This is a genomic window from Blautia intestinalis, from assembly GCF_014297355.1.
GTDB classification, from domain to species: Bacteria; Bacillota; Clostridia; order Lachnospirales; family Lachnospiraceae; genus Blautia_A; species Blautia_A intestinalis.
Genome location: NZ_JACOQE010000001.1, coordinates 511,749 through 535,822 on the forward strand (window position 1 = coordinate 511,749; position 24,074 = coordinate 535,822).

The following is a 24,074-nucleotide window of genomic DNA, read 5'->3' on the forward strand; positions in this document are numbered from 1 at the left end:
AAAAGGAGTAAATATAGAGATGAAAATAGCAGTTTGTGGAAAAGGTGGATGTGGAAAAAGTACGGTAACCAGTCTTTTGGCTAAGGCTTTAGCCAGACGAGGAAAAGAAATTTTGGTAATTGATTCCGATGAATCTAATTATGGTCTGCACCGACAGCTAGGTATGAAGCTTCCCAGAGATTTTACAGACTATTTCGGTGGTAAGCAAAATGTTTTAAATGATATGATGTTATCAAAATTTACTCATCAGTTTTTTGAGGAAAACTGGACTATAGATGATATACCGGAAGATTATTATAGTCTGAAGGACGGTGTAAAACTGATGACCAGTGGAAAAATCCATCAAGCAAATGAAGGATGTTCTTGTGCTATGGGAACTGTTATGACTCAATTTATCCAAAATCTCAGGCTTGCAGAAGACCAATTTGCGCTAATGGATATGGAGGCTGGGATTGAACACTTTGGACGTGGAATTGATAACGGTGTAGATCTGATATTGATAATCATAGATCCATCTTATGAATCCCTGCAGCTTTCCCAAAAAATCGGGGAATTATCGGAAAGTATTCGAAAACCATTTTATTACGTTCTTAATAAAGTAACAAAAGAGAATCAGGAAATGATGTATGAAGCTGTATGGAATTCAAGTCGAGTCGCTGTATCTCTTAGTGCGGATCCCGGTATTATGGGAGAGGGACTGATGGGGAAAGAACTATCAGAAAAACCAGATGCTATTGAAAACTTAACAGAATTTCTACTTTCTATTTAAAGAACGAGGAGATTTACTGTGGATATATAATAAAAGAAAACCAGATTATACAGCTGTAATTTGTAAAATTAGATCCGCTTGATGCAAGAAAAAAGCAGTGATATACTGAAATAAAAGATATTTATAAAATAATAAAAACCTGGAACTAAATTGTGTGATTGAACAGTTACAAAGAATGCAATTTTTGCGGAGGGTATAGGATGATACAGATTGCAGTTGTGGAAGATGAAGAAATTTACGTAAAACAATTAACAGAGTATATCCGGAAATATCAAACGGAAAGGGGAAGATCAATAAAGGTTACAGTATTTGGTGATGGAGAAGATATCACAGAGAATTACAGTGGCGGTTTTGACATTATTCTGATGGATATCCAAATGCAGTTTATGGACGGTATGACAGCAGCAGAAAAAATCCGTCAGATGGATCAGAAAGTAATTATCATGTTTATCACAAATATGATCCAATATGCAGTACGTGGATATGAAGTTGATGCAATGGATTATGTAGTAAAACCAGTTGAGTATTTTTCTTTTTCGCAGAAAATGGATAAAGCAATTGGACGTATTCGTTCTGAAGCAAAGGAATTTCTTATGATTACGATTGGAGAAGGAATCGTAAAAACAGATATAGCAGATATCTATTTTATTGAAGGACAGGGACATAATGCAGTTTTTCATACTTTAAGAGGGGATTACAGTTCCAGAGTTACGTTAAAGGAACTGGAAGAAAAATTGATAGTTCATAATTTCTTCCGGTGCGCCAAGGGGTATCTGGTAAACATGAATCATGTAGAAGGCATTGTTGGTTCTGACTGTGTGATTCATAGTGTACATATACCAGTCAGCAGAACTAGAAAAAAGGAATTTATGAATAAACTTTTGCAAAATCTGAACATGGATTAATTTTGTTGGGCGGATAACGGAGGAAGTTATGTTATACCAGGATATTCCAAGAATTTATACAGCAATTGCGGAGTGGGGAGCGTGTCTGGTTTATCTCTATATGTTGAAAAGAGAAAAAATGAAATCTGCACATTTTCTTATTGGTGTGTTGCTTATGCTGGCATTGCAGTGTGCTTTTCTGGTTGCGACAGGTAATGTATCAGAGGTTTTATGGATTCCCTGTATGATTATTGCTGTTGCTATAATGTATGTATTTCTTATGGTTGGAGGAAGCATGAAACCTCTTGGGGCAGGATATTGCTGTGCCAGAGCATTTGTGTTGGCAGAGTTTGTTGCTTCTCTGCAGTGGCAGATTGTATCTATTGTACAGGTGAGAGGAATTCAAAGTTTCTGGACTGAAATTTTGATTACGATTATAATTTTCGGTGGTTGTTTTGTCATTGATATTTATCTGGAAAGGGATTATCTGAAACAGGATTATCTTCAGCAGATGACTGTAAAAGAAGTTGTAGCAGCAGCAATCATGGCAGTTACAATCTTTGCGTTCAGTAATCTGAGTTTTTTGAGTGAAAATGTACCATTTGCAAGCAAAGAACGTGCAGACATTTTTTCTATGAGAACCCTGATTGATTTTGGAGGAATTGCAATCCTGCATGCTTATCAGAGCAGGATTAGTGAGTATATTGCCGAAAAAGAACTTTCAGCAATGAATGTGATCCTGAAAAGTCAATATGAGCAGTATCGAAATTATCAGGACAGTCTGGATCTCATACAGATGAAATATCATGACTTGAAGCATCAGATCACAGCACTTCGTGCAGAATCAGACGAAGAAAAACGTAAAAAATGGATTGATGCAATGGAGGAAGAAGTCTCTGCCTTTGAAAATATGAGCAAAACAGGTAATCAGGTGCTGGATACAATTCTTGCAGCTAAAATTTTTCATTGTCGAAAAAATTACATACAGATTACCTGTGTAGCGGATGGTAAGTTACTGGATTTTATACATGTAACAGATTTGTGTTCCATTTTTGGAAATGCATTGGATAATGCAATTGAACATGTAATTATGATACCGGAAGTGGAAAAAAGACTGATTCATCTGACGGTATCTGCAAAAAAGAGTTTTGTTTTTATTAAAATAGAAAATTATTGTGAAGATAAAATTCAGAAAAATGAAAATGATCTGATTACAACAACAAAAGTAGATCGACAAAACCATGGATTTGGATTAAAAAGCATTCGTACTGCTGTGGAGAAATATAATGGTTCTGTGGATTTTGGAGTGGATCAGAACTGGTTTGAATTAAAGATTCTTTTACCCAGAGTAATGTAAAGCTCTGGGTGTTTTTTTGCATTTCATGCCATATTTTTGCATGTTGTGCCAAAACCGGCACGATGAAAAAGATATGATATAGTAAGGTCAACAGGAAACAGTTCCTGAAATTACAGGACAGATAAAAAGGAGGAGAAGAGAATGATCAGTGTTGAAATGGAAGACGTCCTGGCGGTATTACAGTTGTGCAAACCGTATATTATCGGTATTGTTGCTTCACTTGTAATTGGAATCGTAATTATGATCGCGTGCCGCAGGATGTGCAGGGACAAAAAATTTCTGATAAGAAGGGAAGCTGCGATCGCAATGGTTCTTGCAGTTGTTGTCTGCGTGAATATGATCTGTTTTGGACCAATGGCTACGTTGATTGGACTTGCAACGGGAAATGGAACTTTAAGTGATGAAACAAATGAAGAAGCTGCGGAAGCAGCAGAAGAAATTATGGAAGACGGAATTGTTCTTCTGAAGAATGAAAGCCTGCTTCCTTTAAATGAAACAAAAAAACTGAATATTTTTGGCTGGGAATCTATTAATCCGGCTTACGGAGGAGCTGGCTCAGGAGGAATCAATGATCTGTATGATATTGTCAGCCTGAATCAGGGACTTGAAAATGCAGGATTTTCTATTAATCAGGATCTTGTTGATTTTTATAATAATTATGGTGCAGATAATCCGGAAATGTCAATTCAGAAACAGAGCTGGACATTACCAGAACCACCGGCAGATACATACAGTGATGAACTTATTGAAAGTGCAAAAGAATATTCAGATGTGGCAGTTGTGGTTCTTTCCAGAAAAGCAGGTGAAGGTCATAACGATATCCCGATGGATGTAAGCAAAGCAGCTTATGACAATAACTCTGATGCGTATGACGATTTCCCGGAAGGAGAGCATTATTTACAGCTTTCCCAGACAGAAAAAGACATGGTAGACATGGTCTGTGATAATTTTGATGATGTTATTGTAATTTATAATGGCGCAAACCAGTTTGAACTTGGATTTACAGATGAATATCCACAGATTAAGTCTGTTGTATGGTGTCCTGGAACTGGAAATGTCGGATTTAATGCACTTGGAAAAGTATTTTCCGGTGAAGTAAATCCTTCTGGAAAAACACCGGATACATTTATTTACGACATGACAACTGCTCCATGGTGGAACAATGGAGAAAAGATTGAATATACTAACCTGGCAGATATGGCAGTTGAAGGAATGAATGCAGGATCTCCGCAGGTATACGCTCCAGCATTTACAAACTATGTAGAAGGAATCTATGTAGGGTACAAGTATTACGAAACAGCAGCACAGGAAGGCTTTATCGATTACGATAAAACAGTACAGTATCCATTTGGATATGGACTGAGTTATACAGAATTTGAACAGAAAATGGGTGAACTGGAGGAAAAAGACGGACAGATTTCTGTAGATGTAGAAGTAACCAATACAGGAGATGTTGCAGGAAAGGATGTAGTAGAAGTGTATTACAATCCACCGTATACGAATGGCGGGATCGAGAAAGCTTCTGCAAATCTGATTGAGTTTGCAAAAACAGACCTGCTTCAGCCAGGAAATTCTCAGACAGTCACAGTTACATTTGATGTAGAAGATATGGCATCTTATGATGAGAATGACGCAGAAGCGTATGTCCTCGAAAAAGGAGATTATGTGATTTCTATTAACAGGGATTCACATACCGTTTTAGACCAGAAAACTTATACCGTAGATGACACTGTGGTATATGCAGGCGAAAATAAAAGAGCATCAGATGATACTGCTGCAGTAAATGTATTTGAAGATGCAAAAGGAGATATAACATATCTGTCACGTGCGGATCATTTTGCAAATTATGAAGAGGCTACAGCAGCACCGGCATCTGTAGAGCTGGGTGAGCCATATGTTTCTGAATATCATCTGAACAGCAACTTTGATAAGACTACATATCTCAATGATGAGGATGTAATGCCGACAACGGGAGCTGATAATGGACTTACATTAGCTGATATGCGTGATGCTGATTATGACGATCCTCGTTGGGAAAAACTTCTGGATCAGCTTACTGTTGATGAAATGGCAAATATGATTGCGATGGCTGGTTATCAGACAGCAGCTATGGATTCTGTGGGAAAAGTGGCTACACTTGATTTCGACGGACCAGCAGCAATTAATAACAACTTTACAGGAGTTGGTTCTATTGGTTTTCCGATTGAAGTTGTAATTGCTTCCACATGGAACAAAGAACTTGCACAGACCTGGGGTGAATGCATGGGCAAGATCAGTCAGGAAATGGGTGCAGAAGGCTGGTATGCACCAGGTATGAATACTCACAGAACTGCATTTGGAGCAAGAAACTATGAATATTTCTCAGAAGACGGAGTCCTTGCAGGAAATATGGGCGCAAATGCAGTAGAAGGTGCAAGAAAATATGGAGTTTATTCTTATATCAAACATTTTGCACTGTATGAAGGAAATGCAAAGATGGTAAGTATCTGGTCAAATGAGCAGGCAATCCGTGAAATTTATCTGAAACCATTTGAAATTTCTGTAAAACAGGGAGGCGCAAATGCAGTTATGGTTTCCTGGAGTTTCCTTGGAGATAAATGGACTGGAGAATGCGGTAACCTTATAAATACTGTTCTCAGAGATGAATGGGGATTCAGAGGAATGGCACTTACAGATTTCTTCCGAAATAATGGCCACGGATTTATGAATGCAGATGCAGCTCTGGCAAATGGAGTAGATGCAATGTTGTCCACGTTCAACGGAGAAGAGAACAATGTAGCCAATCCGGAACATCCAACATCTGTACGTCAGATGAGAAATGCCTGCAAAAATGTCATGTATACAGTTGTAAGCAGCTGGGCTTATGACGGAGAACACGAAGAAACAGGTATGGAAAACTGGAAAAAAGCAGGAATTGGTATCGACATTGTAATAGCACTTTTCATGGCAGGAATGGAAGTACTGGTAATCAAAGGATATAAGAAAAGAAAGAGTGCTGAATAAGGATGAAAGTGGGATGGAAAACAGTTATGAAACAGCAAAAATTGGTTGAAAAGATGACAATAGAAGAAAAGGCAGCGATACTCAGTGGAAAAACTGTCTGGCAGACCAGAGAAATTGACAGGCTTTCCATCCCGTCCATCTTTCTTTCAGATGGACCGCATGGAATCAGAAAACAGGCAGGAGCAGGAGACCATCTGGGACTGAATGCATCCTTGAATGCAACTTGTTTTCCCACAGCAGCGACGATAGCAAACAGCTGGAATCAGGATCTGGGGGAAGAGATTGGACAGGCTCTTGGAGAGGAAGCAGCAAGTATGGATGTAAATATCCTACTTGGTCCGGGATTAAATATTAAAAGAAGCCCATTATGTGGAAGAAATTTTGAATATTTTTCAGAAGATCCATATCTTTCCGGGAAGATGGCAGCATCATATATTCGTGGAATACAGAGTAAAGGCGTTTATGCCTGCCCGAAGCATCTGGCGGTTAACAGTCAGGAACTTCGGAGAATGGCAATGGACGCAGTTGTTGACGAACGGACATTAAGAGAAATTTATCTGACCGGTTTTGAGATAGCTGTTAAAGAAGGACACGCAAAAGCAATCATGAGCAGTTACAACCAGATTAATGGGATTTATGCTAATGAGGACAAACATCTTTTGACAGACATCCTGCGCAAAGACTGGGGATTTGATGGAATTGTAGTAACAGACTGGGGCGGAAGCAATGACCATGTGAAAGGTGTTGCTGCCGGCTCAAATCTGGAGATGCCGTCCTGTGGGTACGATTCTGCAAGGGAAGTGATTGCTGCTGTCCGAAATGGAAAGCTGAAGGAAGCGGATTTGGATGAAAGAGTTGGAGAACTGGTGGATGCAGTGATGGAACTGACATCAGGGAAGAAGCTTTCAGATAAAAACTTTGACAGAAACGCACATCATCAACTGGCAAGGAAAGCAGCGGCAGAAAGCATGATTCTTCTGAAAAATGAAAAACAGATTCTTCCGCTGGATACCAAAAAATCCATCGCTGTTATTGGAGATTTTGCTTTTTCACCCAGATATCAGGGGGCAGGATCTTCTATGGTCAATCCAACAAAAGTAGAAGATATGTCATCGATTTTGCAACAATATGATCTGAATATTCTAGGGATGACAAGAGGCTATCAGAGAAATGGAGATGTAGATGAGAATGATAGAAAGTTTGCATTAAACCTGGCCATGAATGCGGATATTGTGATTTTCTGCTTTGGTCTTGATGAGATCAGTGAATCAGAAGGACTGGACAGAACCCATATGCGTATTCCGCAGGATCAGATCGATCTTCTGCAGGATATCAGTAAGGTGAATGAAAATATTATTGGAATACTAAGTGCAGGATCTGCGATAGAAATGCCATGGCACACCTGCTGCAAAGCGATTTTGCATGGTTATCTGAATGGACAGGCGGGCGCTTCTGCAACATTGGATATTCTGACCGGAAAAGTGAATCCATCAGGAAGACTGGCAGAAACATATCCCATATCTTATGAACAGACACCGGCATTCCGATATTATCCAAGTAATGAGAAAACATCGGAATACCGCGAGAGTGTTTATGTGGGATATCGCTATTATGATACTTCAAAAGTCCGGGTGCAATACCCATTTGGCTTTGGGCTTTCCTATACAGAATTTACATATTCTGATCTTATCATAGAAGAGGATGGAATCAAAGTTTCGGTTACTAATACAGGTGACAGAGATGGAGCAGAGGTTGTTCAGATGTATGTAGGACTTCCTAATGCAATCGTGTTCCGACCGGAAAAAGAACTGAAAGGTTTTGCAAAAGTTTATCTAAAGGCAGGAGAAAGCAGACAGCTCAGGATTCCGTTTGATGATAAGACATTCCGTTATTGGAATATAAAAACGGGACAGTGGGAAATAGAAACAGGAACTTATCAGATTATGGTAGGGGCCAGTGTTGCAGATATTCGTTTAACAGGTATGACTGAGAGAACAGGAAATAGTAAAGGGTATCCGTATAATCCGGCAAAAATGCCTTACTATTATACAGGAATCGTGCAGAAAATATCAGATGAGGAATTTCGTGAACTTCTTGGCCATGAGATACCGAACAGAAGATGGAGTGGAAATCTGGAAATCAATGATGCAATTTGTCAGATGTATTATGCAAAAAGCCGACTTGCAAGACTGATATATAGATGTCTCACAAAAATGAAAAAGAAGAGTGAGGCACAGGGAAAGCCGGATCTGAATATTCTCTTTATTTACAATATGCCGTTTCGAGGGATTGCCAAGATGACCGGCGGGGCAGTCAGTATGGAAATGGTATATGGAATTGTTGATGCTGTGAATGGCCACTTTATGCTTGGAGTAAAAAAAATAGTTGGCGGATATTTCAGAAACAGAAGAAATAATAAGAAATATGAAAAATTATTAAAAGGAGCCGGAGGGAAGTGCAGATGAATCATATAAAAAATATATGGAAATGTTTTGAAGAGAAACATTCTGCTATCGCAAAATGGCTTTATCAGATATTCTATTTTGTTATATTCAGTATGGGCGTGACAGTATTCCAGTATCTTGTATTTACATTTTTACCAGGGATTTTGGGAATTGGACTGGCTGGTACAGAGTTTATGTGGCCAAAGGTTTCCATGAATCTGTTTGGAGTAAAATTCACATGGAGCTTGCTGGGGTATAACGTATTGCGTGATGCAACAGGGAATATACTGATCGGTGGTGGACTTGGCTATTTTATCAGTTATGAATTGGGCTCATTTCTTGCACAGTGTATCAATTTTCCACTTCAGAGAAATATTACTTTTAAAAGCCATGGAAATCCTGTATATCAGGCAATCTGGTATTTTATTGCTTGGGTGGTGATTTCACTGATTTGTAATGGATTTAATAATCTGTGGATGCCAGTTGCAGCTGCATATGTGGCACCGGCAGTCTATAACATGCTTGTGACAATTATTACAGGTGGAGTTTCCATGGTGATTTTTTTCTTTGTGTTTAAAATTATTTTCCCAGAGGGGAAGGCTGAATAGAAGAAAATAGCAAGATGTTAGAAACTGGTATTAAAATGATGCAATCTGATATGATTTGGAATATCATAAAATCAACAAGGATAAAGGTAAAAAATATGAATAAAAGACAAAAAATTCTGATTGTAGATGATTCAAAAACGGTGTTTATGAAAGAGGATCTACTTCCCGTTATGGGAGATAATCAAATGATCCAGGATCTGCCCTCTGCATTTATCCGGATTTTGGAGTAACAGAACGCATGGAAAAAATAATGGAAAAGGATCTTCTGATCCGGGACGTAGAAACAAAAAATATCATGACTAAATCCAGTCTTCCGGTAGGGGGATATTCTGTCAATCCTTATGTAGGATGTACCCACGGCTGCAAATACTGCTATGCCTCTTTTATGAAACGGTTCACCGGGCATACCGAATCGTGGGGAACATTTCTGGATATAAAACACTGGCCGGCAATTAAAAACCCGAGAAAATATAAAGGCCAACGGGTAGTGATTGGTTCCGTGACAGATGGGTATCTGCCCCAGGAAAAGGAGATAAGAAATACCCGCAGGATTTTAGAACAGTTAAAAAATAGCGGTGCAGAAATCCTTATCTGTACGAAATCGGATCTTGTACTCCGGGATATTGACTTGCTAAAAGAAATGGGAAAAGTCACTGTCTCATGGTCGATCAACACATTAGATGAAAAATTTCAGGCAGACATGGATCAAGCTGTCAGCATCAGCCGCAGACTTGAGGCAATGAAGCAGGTATACGAAGCCGGAATACGCACGGTTTGTTTCATTTCCCCAGTATTTCCGGGCATCACAGATTTTGAAAAGATTTTTGAACGTGTGAAAGATCAGTGTGACCTGGTATGGTTAGAAAATCTAAATCTCCGCGGTGGTTTCAAACAGGAGATCCTGGATTATATTCAGAAATGTTATCCCCACCTTGTTACCCTGTATGATGAAATCTATCGCAAGGGAGATCGAAGTTATTTTCGGGCATTGGAAAACCAGGCAGCACAGATGTCCCAAAAATACGACTGTCCTTTTGTAGACAACGAACTGCCTTATGACCGCGCAGAGCCAGGCCATCCTGTAATCGTGGATTATTTCTATCATGAAGAAGTACGGGGATCGGAAAATACAGGGCGGCGTAAAAAATGATTGAATAAGTTGAGATGTAAAAGAGATGCCTCAAGAGACTGAAACAACTCATCAAGAAAGGAAAGTCAACCATGCAGCCAATGAAAAATATTGTTTTTGAAAATGCATATCAAAAAAATGCCCGGACCCTATTAGATAAACTTAATTCTGCTGAAGCCATTCTGGTAGGAGCAGCAGCCGGCATGTCCGCTTCCTGTGGCTATAATTTTTTCTATCAGAATGATGCGATATTTCAGAAATATCTGGGGGATTTCCATAAAAAATATGGATTTACCGGAGCCTTTAACGGATTTTACTATCATTATCCTTCCCCGGAAGCTCACTGGGCATTTCTTGTACGTATGGGCTATATGGAATATGAGTGTCCTACAGGACAGCCTTACTACGATCTCATGGAACTCCTCGAGGGTAAAAACTATCATATTATGACCACCAATCAGGACTTCCAGTTTACCCGTGTGGTGTCCGAAGAAAAATTAAGCGCCATCCAGGGTGATTCCCGCTATTATCAGTGCAGCCGCCGATGTCATGACCAGATTTATTACAACAAGGATATGGTCTATGCCATGAATGCAGCTATTGACGAGAATCTGTGTATCCCCGCCAAAATGATCCCCCGCTGTCCAAAATGCGGAGCCCAGATGGAGCCCTGGGTACGGGGATATACATTCCTGGAAGGTGCCAAGTATAGAGACGAATACCGGAAGATCAACGAATTTCTGGAAAAGAATAAAGAGAAGAAGATCCTTTTTCTGGAGTTGGGCGTAGGACGAATGACCCCTATGTTTATCCAGGAACCTTTCTGGAATCTCACATACTCCCTGCCTAAGGCGTTTTACATTACCATTAATCCAAAGGACGCACTTCTTCCTGAAGAAATAGAACAGAAGGGGCTGGCTATCAAAGAAGACATTGCCCTGGTGCTGCAGGAGGCAGTGAGGGTAAAGAAAGAGGAAAACAAGGAGCATGGAGAAGCATAGTCACAAGGACATAGAATCCCTTGTCCGGCTGATCACAGATGCTGATGCAGTTGGTAGTAGGCGTAGGTTCCGGACTATCCAGTGCTGCGGAATTTAACCATTACCACTGGGCTCCTGCATTAGAAACACATCTGGGAGAATTCAAAGACTACTACCATTTTACTTCTCCTTTTGCCGGAGTCTATTACTGCTACTCTTCCCTGGAACAGCAATGGGCCTACTATACAAAATATATTTACAGTATGTGGCATCTGCCTACAGGTTAGCCATATCTGGCTCTTAAGGCTGTACTTGCCGGAAAAGATTAGAGAGATGACATCGGGGGTGATCAGACTGCCTTTCTGGGACATGACGGCCCGTAACAGTCAGGTGTTTTACGTCTGTCTGAACCAGGAAGCCTCTTCTGCTCCGGAACATTTAAAAGGGAGAAGTCTTTACCTGCAAGGCGATCTGGCAGATATATTAAAGGAATTTCGGATACAGTTGGAAAAGGAGAAATAACATTATGGAAGAAAACTTCAGAAATATTTATAAAGCTATCCAGGAAGCAGACGCTCTTCTCATCGGCGCCAGTAACGGATTATCTATTTCAGAAGGATACAATATTTTTGCAGATGATCACTGGTTTCAGAAAGATTTCGGAGATTTCCGCAGCAGATACGGGATCAGAAACATACTGCAGGGATTATTCTTTCAGTATCCTACAGAAGAATCTAAATGGGCATTTTTCAGCAGACTGATCAGCCGGAAATGTTATCTGGAACAGCCCGGTCCTGTAATGGAGGATCTGTATCGTCTGGTTGGTTCCAAAGATTATTTTATTGTGACCTCCAATGGCGAGGACCATTTCGTGCCTGCAGGATTTGACAGGGATAAAGTCTTTGAGATGGAAGGCCGTCTCACCCAGTCCCGGTGCCAGAATGGATGCGGAACAGATCCTTACGAAAACCAGAATGAAATTCTCAAAATGGCGGAAGCTGAAAAAAACGGACAGATCCCTTCAGAACTGGTTCCCTGCTGTTCCTGCTGTGGAGGGCCAGTTACGGTCAATATGGCAAACAGCAATGCATTCTTTCAGACCGAACAGTTCCAAAAGAAAATGCAAGACTATCAGAACTTTATTAAGAAATATCATGGTAAAAGACTAGCGATCCTGGAATTGGGCGTGGGATGGCGAAACCGTATGATCAAAGAGCCTTTCATGAGCCTTGCTGCTTCTGAACCTGAAGCAGTTTATATCACCTTCAATAAAGGAGAAGTCTATATTCCTTCAGAAATTGCCGGAAAGTCGATCGGGGTAGATGGAGATATTGGGGAGGCGCTGAAAGAAATATGTCTGACAAGAGAGAACCTATAGGGTTGTTTATATATTTCTATTTGGGCAATTAATTTTTTGAATGGACAATGCAAAAAAGGTGATTGTACAGGAATGTGAGAAGTATAAAGCACAGTTATGCAGTATGTGATGGGGTGCTGGATGTCCGGTGGACATCCGTTAAGCACCGACCGTAGCGGAGTGAAGACCATTCAGATGCACAGATCACAATGAATGTCTATAATCATATTGCTGAGAAGTCTCACGTGGAAAATGAGATGTCTAAAATGAACCTGCCAGAAACCGCACCTGCTGTGGTATAAACCATAAGTTGTTGTCGTAAAATGTGGTAAGAAAATCAGACGAATATATTTTTCCAAAGATTTGTCGTAAAAATGTGGTCAAATCAAGAAAATTGAGTGCGAAAGCAAGTGAAAAATCCCTGTGAAGCCCGTAAAATCAAGGCGTCACAAAATCTTCACAAAATAATTAGCACTCACCTCTTGACAGTGCTAACAACGCGTGTTATATTACCAGTATAACAAAGATAACATTAAGGGTACGGGAAGAGATTTCAGTATCCTTTTCCTACGATATAAGGAGGAGAGCCTATGAACATCAGTAAGTTTACACAGAAATCCGTGCAGGCTGTTCAGGATCTTGAAAAGGTTGCCTATGAATACGGTAATCAGGAAGTGGAGCAGGAGCATCTGTTATATGCTTTGCTGACACAGGAAGACAGCCTGATTCTCAAACTGATTGAGAAGATGGATATTAATAAAGAATATTTTATCAATGTAGTGAAGAAAGCACTGGATGCAAAAGTCAAAGTATCCGGCGGTGATCTGAGATTTGGACAGTATCTGAACAAATCACTGGTAAATGCGGAAAATGAAGCAAAAGCAATGGGAGACGAATATGTTTCTGTTGAGCATCTGTTTTTGTCACTGCTGACACAACCAAGCCCGGGTATGAAGAAGATCTTCGATGAATTTGGCATTACCAGAGAAAGATTTTTGCAGGCGCTGTCTACTGTCAGAGGCAACCAGCGAGTTGTCAGTGACAATCCGGAGGCAACCTATGACACACTGAATAAATACGGCGAGGATCTTGTGGAGAAAGCAAGAAATCAGAAACTTGATCCGGTCATCGGTCGTGATGCAGAGATTCGAAACATCGTCCGTATTCTTTCACGTAAGACCAAGAATAATCCGGTTCTGATCGGTGAACCTGGTGTTGGTAAGACAGCAGCCATTGAAGGTCTGGCACAGCGAATCGTCGCAGGTGATGTCCCGGAAGGCCTGAAAGATAAGAAAATTTTTGCACTGGACATGGGAGCACTGGTTGCAGGTGCGAAATATCGTGGTGAGTTTGAGGAACGTCTGAAAGCAGTTCTTGAAGAGGTAAGAAAGAGCGAAGGCGAGATCATTCTTTTCATTGATGAGCTGCATCTGATCGTCGGTGCCGGTAAGACAGACGGTGCGATGGATGCGGGCAACATGCTGAAACCAATGCTTGCCAGAGGTGAACTGCATTGTATAGGTGCAACCACGCTTGACGAGTACCGCCAGTATATCGAAAAGGATGCCGCACTGGCACGTCGTTTCCAGCCGGTTATGGTAGATGAGCCAACCGTAGAAGATACAATTTCCATCCTTCGTGGACTGAAAGAGAGATATGAAGTATTCCATGGTGTAAAAATTACAGACAGTGCGCTGGTAGCAGCCGCTACGCTTTCACATAGATATATCACAGACAGATTCCTGCCGGACAAAGCCATCGATCTGGTTGATGAAGCATGTGCCCTGATCAAGACCGAGCTGGATTCCATGCCGACCGAGCTGGATGAACAGAGACGTAAGATCATGCAGCTTGAGATTGAGGAGTCTGCGCTTAAGAAGGAAACGGACAATCTGAGTAAAGAGCGTCTTGCAGAACTGCAGAAAGAGCTTGCAGAGATGCGTGACACATTCAACACTCAGAAAGCACAGTGGGATAATGAGAAACATTCTGTCGAGAAGCTCCAGAAATTACGTGAGCAGATTGAGGATATCAATAAACAGATCCAGAAAGCAAAACAGAATTATGATCTGGAAAAAGCAGCAGAATTGCAGTACGGGGAACTCCCGAAGCTCCAGCAGCAGCTTGAAATAGAAGAAAAACAGGTCAAAGAAAGCGACCGCAGCCTTGTCCATGAGGCCGTTACAGATGATGAGATCGCAAGGATCATTTCACGCTGGACGGGTATCCCGGTAACGAAACTGACCGAAGGTGAGAGAACGAAACTGCTCGGTCTCGAAGACGAACTGCACAAACGTGTCATCGGTCAGAATGAAGGTGTACGTCTTGTAACAGATGCCATTCTTCGTTCAAAAGCAGGAATCAAAGATCCGTCCAAACCGATTGGTTCATTCCTGTTCCTCGGACCTACCGGTGTCGGTAAGACAGAACTCGCCAAAACACTGGCCGCGACTCTGTTTGATGACGAGCAGAATATGGTACGAATCGATATGAGTGAGTACATGGAGAAATATTCTGTATCCCGTCTGATCGGAGCGCCTCCGGGATATGTAGGATATGAAGAAGGCGGTCAGCTTACAGAAGCTGTTCGTCGTAAACCATACAGTGTTGTATTATTTGATGAGATTGAGAAAGCCCATCCGGATGTATTTAATGTACTTCTGCAGGTGCTGGATGATGGACGTATCACAGATTCACAGGGCAGAACGGTAGACTTTAAGAACACGATTCTGATCATGACTTCAAACATCGGTTCACCGTATCTTCTTGAGGGCATTGATGAAAAAGGTGAAATAAAACCAGAAGCTCAGGAACAGGTTATGAATGACCTGCGTGGACACTTCCGGCCGGAATTCCTGAACCGTCTGGATGAAATTATCATGTTCAAGCCATTGACAAAAGAGAATATTGGCGGCATAGTAGACCTGATGGTCAAAGAACTCAGTGACCGTCTGGCAGATCAGGAACTTTCTCTGGAACTGACAGATGCAGCCAGAACACAGATAATTGAAAATGGCTATGATCCAATATATGGTGCAAGGCCTCTGAAACGTTATCTGCAGAATTATGTGGAAACACTTGCTGCGAAGAAGATTCTTTCCGGTGATGTTCATCAGGGTGACACGCTTGTGCTGGATGTAAAAGACGGAGAGTTTGTGATCAACACGAAATAATATGCTGCTGTGTATAATCTGACCGGCAGCAGAATACCACAGGAGGTACGCAATGATACCAAAGGATCCGGTAATGTTGTTGAGCTATGTCAACACACAGTTGAGAGATTTTTATTCTTCTCTGGACGCGTTCTGCGAGGATAAAGAGCTGTCCGGAGAGGAAGTGAAGAAAAAACTTGCATCAATTGATTATGAATATGATGCAGAGAAGAATCAGTTTGTATAAAGAATTCCCGGAATGAGGGAATGTACAGAATACTTCATTCTTGGAGTTTCTGTGAATTATCATCTAAATCAGGCTCAGTTCAGAACTTCTAAGATAAGCTGGTGTACAGAACTTTGCTAAAAACGATACAGAAAATGCTGAACTCGCATAAATGCTCAGACAGCAGCATTTTCTGCATCAACGCAAAAATCTGTACAACCAATTATCTTTACGAAGTTCTTCAAGCGAGCCATATTCAGATGATAACCACAGAAGTTCCTGAATGAAGTTTTTTCTTTCCCATCATTGCCGCACTTTATACCACTGCCAGAAAAGGGGGAAAAACCGACCGGCCCGGGCTAGCGCGCGTCGCGCGGTCCGCCACTCGCTCCTGATAAATAAAAAGTGAAGAATAGATTGGCTTATAAATGCTCCCGTTTGGAAGACTCTGGAGGAATTTATGGTAATACTCAGGGGTTCATCAGACTGCGTTATGGAGCAAAAGTGCATTGTCTGAGCGTTAGCGAGTTATGCACTTTTTCTCCATGTAATTAGCAGGATGGTGAAGACCATAGTATTACCAAATTCCGAAGCTGCTTCTAAAACGGGAGTATTTATATGCCAATCAGAATAAGTTTTTTATTTATTAGTCCAACAAATCTTTTTTTGGTCATAATTATGAATAAAATGTGAAAAAACAAAAAAACAGTTGCATTTTTTGTGCAACTACATATAATAAATAGTTAGCCGACTAATTAATAACCGACTAACAAACTACAAACATTACTTATGGAGGTGAAGAGGTGTTTACAGAAGGAGAACCAGAGTTTTGCCCACCGGAGCATAAGGACAGCTTTTTATCCATGTTTATGAGAATTGACCGCCGATTTATGGGAAAGTGCTTTGGACAGATGCAGGAACTGGGAATTTATCCGGGACAGATTCCGGTACTTGGCTTACTGGCATACAAAGACGGACTGAGCCAGCGTGAGATTGCAGAACATTTAAGAATCAAACCGCCGACCGTCAATGTGACTGTCCAGCGACTGGAAAAAGCAGGATTGCTTTACAGGGAAGCCGATGAAAAAGATCAGCGCATCTCCAGAATCTATCTGACAGAAAAAGGCAAACAGGTAAAAGAGAATGGCATGAAGAAAGTCAAAGAAAATGAAAAGATTCTTCTTGATGGTCTCAGCGAAACAGAACTTTGCCTTTTGAGAAGAATGTTGGAGCAGATTACAGAGAACATTGAAAAAATACCCGGAACATCCGGAAAAATGACACAAAGAAAGTGAGGCAGCAAAAGTGATCAAACTGATGAAATATCTGAAAAAATCAGCAGGCTATGTGGTACTGATCATAGCACTTCTGTTTCTTCAGGCATATTGCGATCTTTCCCTGCCGGATTACACATCCAAAATCGTCAATGTGGGAATCCAGCAGAGTGGTATTGAAGACAGCGTACCGGAAAAAATCCGCAAGACATCCATGGACAGTCTTCGGCTGTTTATGGACGATGACGATAAAGATACTGTAGATTCCTGTTATGAAGAAGACGGTGATCTTCTTGTACTGAAAGACGATGTGACTTCCGGGGAAAGAGATGAATTAAACAGCATCTTCGGGAAACCGATGATCATCGTGGCAAGCTTTTCTTCCGGAGGCGATGAAGTAAATTCCATGCTTACGCAGATGGGCATTCCGGAAGGTACAGATCCGATGCAGGCACTTGCGATGATGCCTCAGGAAGCACGGGATGCCATGGCAGAAAAAATCAGCGAAAAAGTTGACAGTATGCAGGAGTCCATTATCACACAGGCCGGTGTTTCCTATGTAAAAAGTGAGTATGAAGCAATCGGCGAAGACGTCGATGCGATCCAGATGCATTACATCAAGATTGCCGGTGTGAGAATGCTTGGCATGGCGCTGATCACAATGCTCTGCGCAATCTGTGTGGTATTTCTTTCTTCCAGAGTTGCAGCAGCACTCGGTCATGATCTGCGAAATGCGGTATACCGAAAGGTTATCACTTTTTCAAGCAGAGAGTACCATAAATTTTCAACTGCATCACTTATCACACGATGCACGAACGATATCCAGCAGGTACAGCAGGTTATGGCAATGCTCTTCCGTATTGTACTGTATGCGCCGATCCTTGGTATCGGTGGTGTGATCCGTGTTTTAAACACAGATTCTTCTATGACCTGGATTCTTGGTCTGGCAGTTGGACTTATTCTTGCGGTGATCATTGTTCTGTTCCAGGTGGCAATGCCAAAATTCACAGTATTACAGACGCTGGTCGATAAGCTGAATCTGGTAACCCGTGAAATCCTTACAGGTATTCCGGTTATCCGTGCTTTCAGCAGGGAGAAACATGAGGAAGAACGTTTCGAGGAAGCCAACGAAAGACTGACAAAGACAAACCTGTTTGTCAACCGCTGTATGACATTTATGATGCCAACGATGATGCTTATTATGAATGGTGTTTCCGTTCTGATTATTTATAGTGGTGCTTATGCGGTAGATAACGGAACTATGCAGGTTGGCAATGTTATGGCATTTATCCAGTATGCAATGCAGATCATCATGTCCTTCCTGATGATCACTGCAATGTCTATCATGCTCCCGAGAGCAAATGTTGCAGCACTTCGTATCAACGATGTACTGAAAACAAAAGTAAACGTCACAGATCCGGAAAATCCGGTTCTCCCGGCACAGGATGTAAAAGGAACGGTAGAATTTGACAATGTAAGCTTTGCATATCCGGAAGCAGGAGAAAATGTACTGACCGATATTTCCTTCAAAGCAGAAAAAGGAGAAACGATCGCCGTGATCGGAAGTACCGGAAGCGGTAAGAGTACTCTGATAAATCTGATTCCGCGGTTCTATGATGTGACAAAGGGACGTGTCCTTGTGGATGGAGTTGATGTCCGTGATATGACACAGAGAGAAGTCAGAGACAGACTGGGATATGTACCGCAGAGGGGAATCCTTTTCTCAGGTACGATCGATTCCAATATCCGATACGGTAAGACGGATATTTCCGCTGAAGAAGTAAAAGAAGCAGCAGAAGTAGCACAAGCAACAGAATTTATTGATACAAAACCGGAAACATATAATTCTCCGATCGCACAGGGAGGAACCAACGTATCCGGTGGTCAGAAACAGCGTCTTTCCATAGCAAGGGCAATCGCCAAGAAACCGGAGATCTTTATTTTTGACGACAGTTTTTCAGCGCTGGACTTCAAGACAGACAGTACTTTGCGTAAAGCACTCAAAGCACATACAAAAGATGCAACAACGATCATTGTGGCACAGCGTATCAGTACGATTCTGAATGCCGACAAGATCATTGTTCTGGATGACGGACATATGGCAGGCATCGGTACACATAAAGAACTGATGAAGAACTGTGAGGTTTACCGTCAGATTGCAATGAGTCAGCTGTCAGAGGAGGAATTGGCATGAGTGAACAGAAACGACGTGGACCAATGGGCGGTCACGGAAGAGGCATGCGCCCGACGGAAAAAGCGAAAGACTTTAAAGGTGCGATGGGCAAACTGTTCCGTTACATGAGCCGCTATAAAATGCGTTTTGTGCTGGTATTTATTTTTGCAGTTGCAGGAACTGTATTTAATATTGTAGGACCGAAGATCCTTGGTAAAGCAACGACTGAACTTTATACAGGTCTTGTTGCAAAAGTAAACGGAACAGGCGGCATTGATTTTGCAAAAATCGGAATCATCCTTCTGTGGACACTGGGACTGTATGTGGCAAGTGCATGCTTCTCCTTCATTCAGGGATGGATCATGACAGGAATTTCCAATGATGTGACCTATAATCTCCGTAAAGATATTTCAAAGAAGATCAATCATCTGCCATTGAATTATTTCGAAAGCAGAACAAACGGTGAGATTCTTTCGAGGGTAACAAACGATATTGATACTCTTCAGATGAGTCTTAATCAGAGCCTGACACAGCTTATCACATCAGTAACTACATTGATCGGTGTATTTATTATGATGCTTTCCATCAATGTATGGATGACGCTGGCTGCACTTCTGATTCTGCCGGTATCCATGTTTATTATTCAGATGGTAATGAAGCATTCACAGAAATACTTTCAGGCACAGCAGAATTACCTTGGCGCAGTCAACGGTCAGATCGAAGAAAACTTCGGCGGTCATGATGTCGTAAGAGTATTTAATAAAGAAAACGATGTACTTGATGAATTTGAAAAAGACAACAGGAAACTTTACGAATCTGCATGGAAATCACAGTTCTTCTCAGGAATGATGATGCCGATCATGCAGTTTGTCGGAAACCTTGGTTATGTAATGGTAGCACTTCTCGGTGGAATCTTTGTTATCAAAGGTTCGATTGAAGTTGGTGATATCCAGTCATTTTTCCAGTATATCCGTAACTTTACACAGCCGATCCAGCAGATCGCGCAGGTTACAAACCTTCTGCAGTCTTCTGCAGCAGCTTCTGAGAGAGTCTTTGAATTCCTTGATGAGGAAGAGGAAGTACAGCAGCCGGAAAATCCGGATTCTATTGAAGGCCTGAAAGGAAATGTACAGTTTGAACATGTTGAGTTCGGTTACAATCCGGATAAGATCATTATTCATGATTTCTCGGCAGATGTACATGACGGACAGAAAGTCGCAATCGTAGGACCGACCGGTGCCGGTAAAACGACGATGGTTAAACTGCTGATGCGTTTCTACGATGTAAATAAGGGTGTCATCAAAGTAGATGGCCATGATGTCAAAAATTTCAACAGAAGCGAGCTTCATGAGATGTTCGGTATGGTGCTTCAGGATACATGGCTGTTTTCCGGAACAATCATGGAAAATATCCGCTACGGAAGACTGGATGCAACGGATGAAGAAGTCATTGCAGCAGCAAAGGCAGCGCATATCCATAATTTTATCATGCAGCAGCCGGGCGGCTATCAGATGGTGCTGGATGAAGAAACAAGCAACATTTCACAGGGACAGAAACAGCTTCTTACGATCGCAAGAGCAATTCTTGCAGACAACAAGATTCTGATCCTTGATGAGGCAACATCCTCTGTTGATACAAGAACAGAAATGCAGATCCAGAAAGCAATGGATAATCTGATGAAGGGAAGAACAAGTTTCGTCATTGCACATCGACTTTCTACGATCAAAGATGCGGATCTGATCCTTGTTATGAAAGACGGAGATATTATTGAGCAGGGTAACCATGAAGAACTGCTGGCAGCGAAAGGATTCTATGCAGATCTTTACAACAGCCAGTTTGATAATGGCTCTTCTGAGCTTTGTTCATAACGATAAAGAATTCCCGGTGATGATGGGAGTATAAAGAAAAGGACTCAGAGCGGAGTTTTTCGTTAAAAGATTCTCTGTGTCTGTCTCAGTTCAAAACTTCTGAGATTCTATGGTATACAGAACTTTGCTAAAAACGATACAGAAAATGCTGAACTCACATCAAAGATGCTCAGACAGCAGCATTTTCTGCATCAACGCAAAATCTGTACACCGAGAATCTCTACGAAGTTTTTCAAGCGAGACAGAACCAGAGAATCCTAACGAAAATCCTCCAGCTCTCGAGTCCGTTTTTATTTCCCATCCATCCCCGTACTTTATCCGAGGCAGCGGGAGAAGCGGCATAATAAATGAGGGAAGAAGAGGAACTCGGGATATAAAGAATTTCGGTCTGGAAACCTCTGGAGGAATTTATGGTAACACTTAAGCTCTCAAGGGCTGCGTTATGGGGAAAAAGTGTATTGTCTGAGCGTTAGCGAGTTGTGCACTTTTTCCCCATGTTTTTAGCAGAGCGAAGAGAGCTGTAGTGTTTCTAAATTCCGAAGCTGTTTCCAGACCGAAAGTCTTTAATAATCCCGAGAAGACTCTTATCCGTTCATTTATTATCCTTGTCATAACCTCTTTTTTTCGGTATAATATTAAGCCACAGTTACAAACAGGAAACAAGCTGCTTACAGCGGCGCAGACTTTATATGATAAGATAGGAGAAATCATGTGACAATGCGACATGATTTTCCCGCGTAAGACAACGAGGAGCAGTGATCAATTTCATGGAAAAAATTAAAAACGGCAGGGAATACCTGCAATATGTATTGCAGTGTCTGAATGACCGTCTTGCCCAGGCGGATGCGGCAATTCTCGAAGGCGAGAAAGAAATCGAGGACATGCATGAATACTACTGGGAAAACTATACCGAGATGGATCAGTACGGATATGAGGACTATGACAATCAGCAGGCACTTTTCCGGCAGATGAACGCCAACGAAGAACAGTTCCGTCTTCGCAGGCGCTTCAAAAAGATGCAGGATTCGCCATTCTTCGGCAGAGTGGATTTCCGGTATGACGGAGATGAGGAGGCAGAGACCTTTTATATCGGAATCGGCAATCTCTCCGAGAGTGCGGGAAGCCTTCCGCTTGTGTATGACTGGAGAGCACCGGTGAGCGGCTTGTTTTATGATTACGATAAAGGCCCGGCATCTTATGAGGCACCATCTGGAACCTTCGAGGGTGAAGTGACTTCAAAATGGCAGTACAAAATCCGTAAAGGCAAGATGCTCTATGAATTTGAAAGTGATGTCAAGATCGACGATGAAATACTCGGAGCAGAGCTTGGAAGCAACGGAGAAGTACAGCTCAAAAATATCGTCCGAACGATCCAGAAAGAGCAAAATGAGATCATCCGCAATACCAAAGACAAGATCATGGTGATTCAGGGAGCGGCAGGAAGCGGTAAGACATCTGTAGCCCTGCACAGAATCGCCTATCTTCTGTATCATGACAGAGAAAATCTGAAATCATCGAATGTACTGATCCTGTCACCGAACGGAGTCTTTGCAGATTACATTTCACATATCCTTCCGGAACTGGGAGAGGAGAATATCCGTGAGATGAGCTTTGACCTGTTTGCATACAGAGAACTTAAGGATATTGTCGGTGACTGCGAAGACCGTTATGATCAGATCGAGCATACAGTACTTAATCCGAAGATACAGGATATTTGCCGGGAGAAACAGTCACCGGAATTTGTTTCGAAGCTGGATGGCTTTGTCCTCAGACTGGAAGACGAGCTGATGAATTTCCGTGATGTGGAATACAGAGGCTGCACACTGAGTGAAAAAGAGATCATTGATCTGTTTTATTTCAAATTTCTGGATGTACCGCTTCTTTCCAGAATGCATTCTGTAGCAGAATATTTTATTGATCAGGTGGAGACACTGAGAGACAGAGATCTTTCAGATGAAGAACGTGAAGAAGTAATGGAACGTTTTATGAAGATGTATGAGACGAGAGACTGTTATGTACTGTACAGCCGCTTTCTTGAAGAAGAAGGATACCGGCCGCTTCCACACTGCCAGGTGGAGAAACGTCATCTGCGTTATGAAGATGTGTATCCGGTACTTTATCTCAAATACACTTTATACCAGTGCAGAAATCATCATGGAATCAAGCATGTCGTGGTGGATGAGATGCAGGATTATTCCTGGATACAGTATCTGCTGATCCGCAAAATGTTCCCGTGCAGGATGACTATTCTGGGAGATAAAGCCCAGACAATGGAAGATGAGACACAGGATGTGCTGAAATTCCTTCCGAAGATATTCGGGAAAGATATTCGTAAGATCGTGATGAACAGAAGCTACCGTAATACGATGGAGGTTGCACAGTATGCAAACCATCTTACCGGAATTGAGGATATGGAGCTGTTTGAACGTCATGGTGCGCCGGTAGATGAGCAGACATTTTCATCGACAGAGGAAGCACTGGAGACTGTTCTTGACAAATGGCTGAACCGTCGGGAAGAGTTTGAGACAGAAGCTTTGATCTTTCTTACAGAAAGGGAAGCAGAACACGCTTACCTTTATATAGAAAAGAGACTGAAAGAAATCGCCCCGGAAGCAGAAAACCAGCTCTGCTATATGAATCGCGACAGCCAGAACTTCAGGAAAGGACTGACTGTAACGACATTCTACCTTGCAAAAGGACTGGAATTCGATCAGGTATTCGGTATATTTGAAGCGGACAGAGAAAGCGGTCTTCAGCGTCAGGCAGAGTATATTACAGCAACGAGAGCTCTGCATGAACTGCATATGTATACAATGGAAAAACCAAAGTAAACTTTGACAAACTGTGCGG

General features: G+C 41.7%; 17 protein-coding genes. All 17 read left to right on the forward strand.

Annotated elements, in window-relative coordinates; genetic code table 11:
- The first annotated feature begins 19 nt into the window (after nt 1-19).
- The 17 genes from H8Z79_RS02310 to H8Z79_RS02390 all read left to right on the forward strand — a co-directional run bounded on the left by H8Z79_RS02310 (nt 20) and on the right by H8Z79_RS02390 (nt 24,055).
- Complete coding sequence (locus tag H8Z79_RS02310; RefSeq protein WP_015542179.1) at nt 20-769, forward strand: ATP-binding protein; 750 nt, start codon at nt 20-22, stop codon at nt 767-769.
- 200 nt (nt 770-969) lie between these two features.
- Nucleotides 970-1,674: a LytR/AlgR family response regulator transcription factor gene (locus tag H8Z79_RS02315; RefSeq protein WP_117942676.1), complete on the forward strand. Its 705-nt coding sequence runs from the start codon at nt 970-972 to the stop codon at nt 1,672-1,674.
- A gap of 28 nt (nt 1,675-1,702) precedes the next feature.
- On the forward strand, nt 1,703-3,010 hold the full coding sequence (locus H8Z79_RS02320) for an ATP-binding protein (protein ID WP_015542181.1): 1,308 nt from the start codon (nt 1,703-1,705) through the stop codon (nt 3,008-3,010).
- Between the two features lie 141 nt (nt 3,011-3,151).
- Nucleotides 3,152-6,013, forward strand: coding sequence for a glycoside hydrolase family 3 C-terminal domain-containing protein (locus tag H8Z79_RS02325; protein WP_118040011.1), 2,862 nt, complete (start codon nt 3,152-3,154; stop codon nt 6,011-6,013).
- A 26-nt stretch (nt 6,014-6,039) separates the two neighbouring features.
- Complete coding sequence (locus H8Z79_RS02330; RefSeq protein WP_182279241.1) at nt 6,040-8,478, forward strand: glycoside hydrolase family 3 C-terminal domain-containing protein; 2,439 nt, start codon at nt 6,040-6,042, stop codon at nt 8,476-8,478.
- Entirely contained in the window at nt 8,475-9,065 is a 591-nt protein-coding gene (locus H8Z79_RS02335) for a hypothetical protein (protein ID WP_015542184.1), read from the forward strand. Before H8Z79_RS02330 ends, H8Z79_RS02335 begins: the two co-directional genes overlap by 4 nt.
- A gap of 14 nt (nt 9,066-9,079) precedes the next feature.
- The gene (locus H8Z79_RS02340; protein WP_187002663.1) at nt 9,080-9,295 is read left to right on the forward strand and encodes a hypothetical protein; all 216 of its coding nucleotides are present in this window, start codon (nt 9,080-9,082) and stop codon (nt 9,293-9,295) included.
- A gap of 8 nt (nt 9,296-9,303) precedes the next feature.
- On the forward strand, nt 9,304-10,215 hold the full coding sequence (locus H8Z79_RS02345; protein WP_118040007.1) for a radical SAM mobile pair protein B: 912 nt from the start codon (nt 9,304-9,306) through the stop codon (nt 10,213-10,215).
- Between the two features lie 71 nt (nt 10,216-10,286).
- A complete protein-coding gene (locus H8Z79_RS02350; RefSeq protein ID WP_015542187.1) occupies nt 10,287-11,195 on the forward strand; it encodes an SIR2 family NAD-dependent protein deacylase in 909 nt (302 codons plus the stop codon).
- A gap of 38 nt (nt 11,196-11,233) precedes the next feature.
- On the forward strand, nt 11,234-11,461 hold the full coding sequence (locus H8Z79_RS02355) for a hypothetical protein (protein WP_015542188.1): 228 nt from the start codon (nt 11,234-11,236) through the stop codon (nt 11,459-11,461).
- Between the two features lie 239 nt (nt 11,462-11,700).
- Nucleotides 11,701-12,552, forward strand: a complete 852-nt coding sequence (locus H8Z79_RS02360; protein ID WP_015542190.1) for an SIR2 family NAD-dependent protein deacylase — start codon at nt 11,701-11,703, stop codon at nt 12,550-12,552.
- Between the two features lie 569 nt (nt 12,553-13,121).
- Nucleotides 13,122-15,704 carry an ATP-dependent chaperone ClpB gene (gene clpB, locus H8Z79_RS02365; protein WP_118039858.1) on the forward strand — a complete coding sequence of 861 codons (2,583 nt, stop codon included), beginning with the start codon at nt 13,122-13,124 and terminating at the stop codon, nt 15,702-15,704.
- A 52-nt stretch (nt 15,705-15,756) separates the two neighbouring features.
- Nucleotides 15,757-15,930: a DUF4250 domain-containing protein gene (locus tag H8Z79_RS02370; protein ID WP_118039857.1), complete on the forward strand. Its 174-nt coding sequence runs from the start codon at nt 15,757-15,759 to the stop codon at nt 15,928-15,930.
- 782 nt (nt 15,931-16,712) lie between these two features.
- Complete coding sequence (locus H8Z79_RS02375; protein ID WP_243023227.1) at nt 16,713-17,204, forward strand: MarR family winged helix-turn-helix transcriptional regulator; 492 nt, start codon at nt 16,713-16,715, stop codon at nt 17,202-17,204.
- A gap of 10 nt (nt 17,205-17,214) precedes the next feature.
- The gene (locus H8Z79_RS02380; RefSeq protein WP_118039856.1) at nt 17,215-19,377 is read left to right on the forward strand and encodes an ABC transporter ATP-binding protein; all 2,163 of its coding nucleotides are present in this window, start codon (nt 17,215-17,217) and stop codon (nt 19,375-19,377) included.
- The gene (locus H8Z79_RS02385; RefSeq protein WP_118039855.1) at nt 19,374-21,224 is read left to right on the forward strand and encodes an ABC transporter ATP-binding protein; all 1,851 of its coding nucleotides are present in this window, start codon (nt 19,374-19,376) and stop codon (nt 21,222-21,224) included. Before H8Z79_RS02380 ends, H8Z79_RS02385 begins: the two co-directional genes overlap by 4 nt.
- A 767-nt stretch (nt 21,225-21,991) precedes the next feature.
- Nucleotides 21,992-24,055 (forward strand): HelD family protein, encoded by a 2,064-nt coding sequence (locus tag H8Z79_RS02390; RefSeq protein ID WP_118039853.1) that lies wholly within the window; start codon nt 21,992-21,994, stop codon nt 24,053-24,055.
- Nucleotides 24,056-24,074 lie beyond the last annotated feature (19 nt).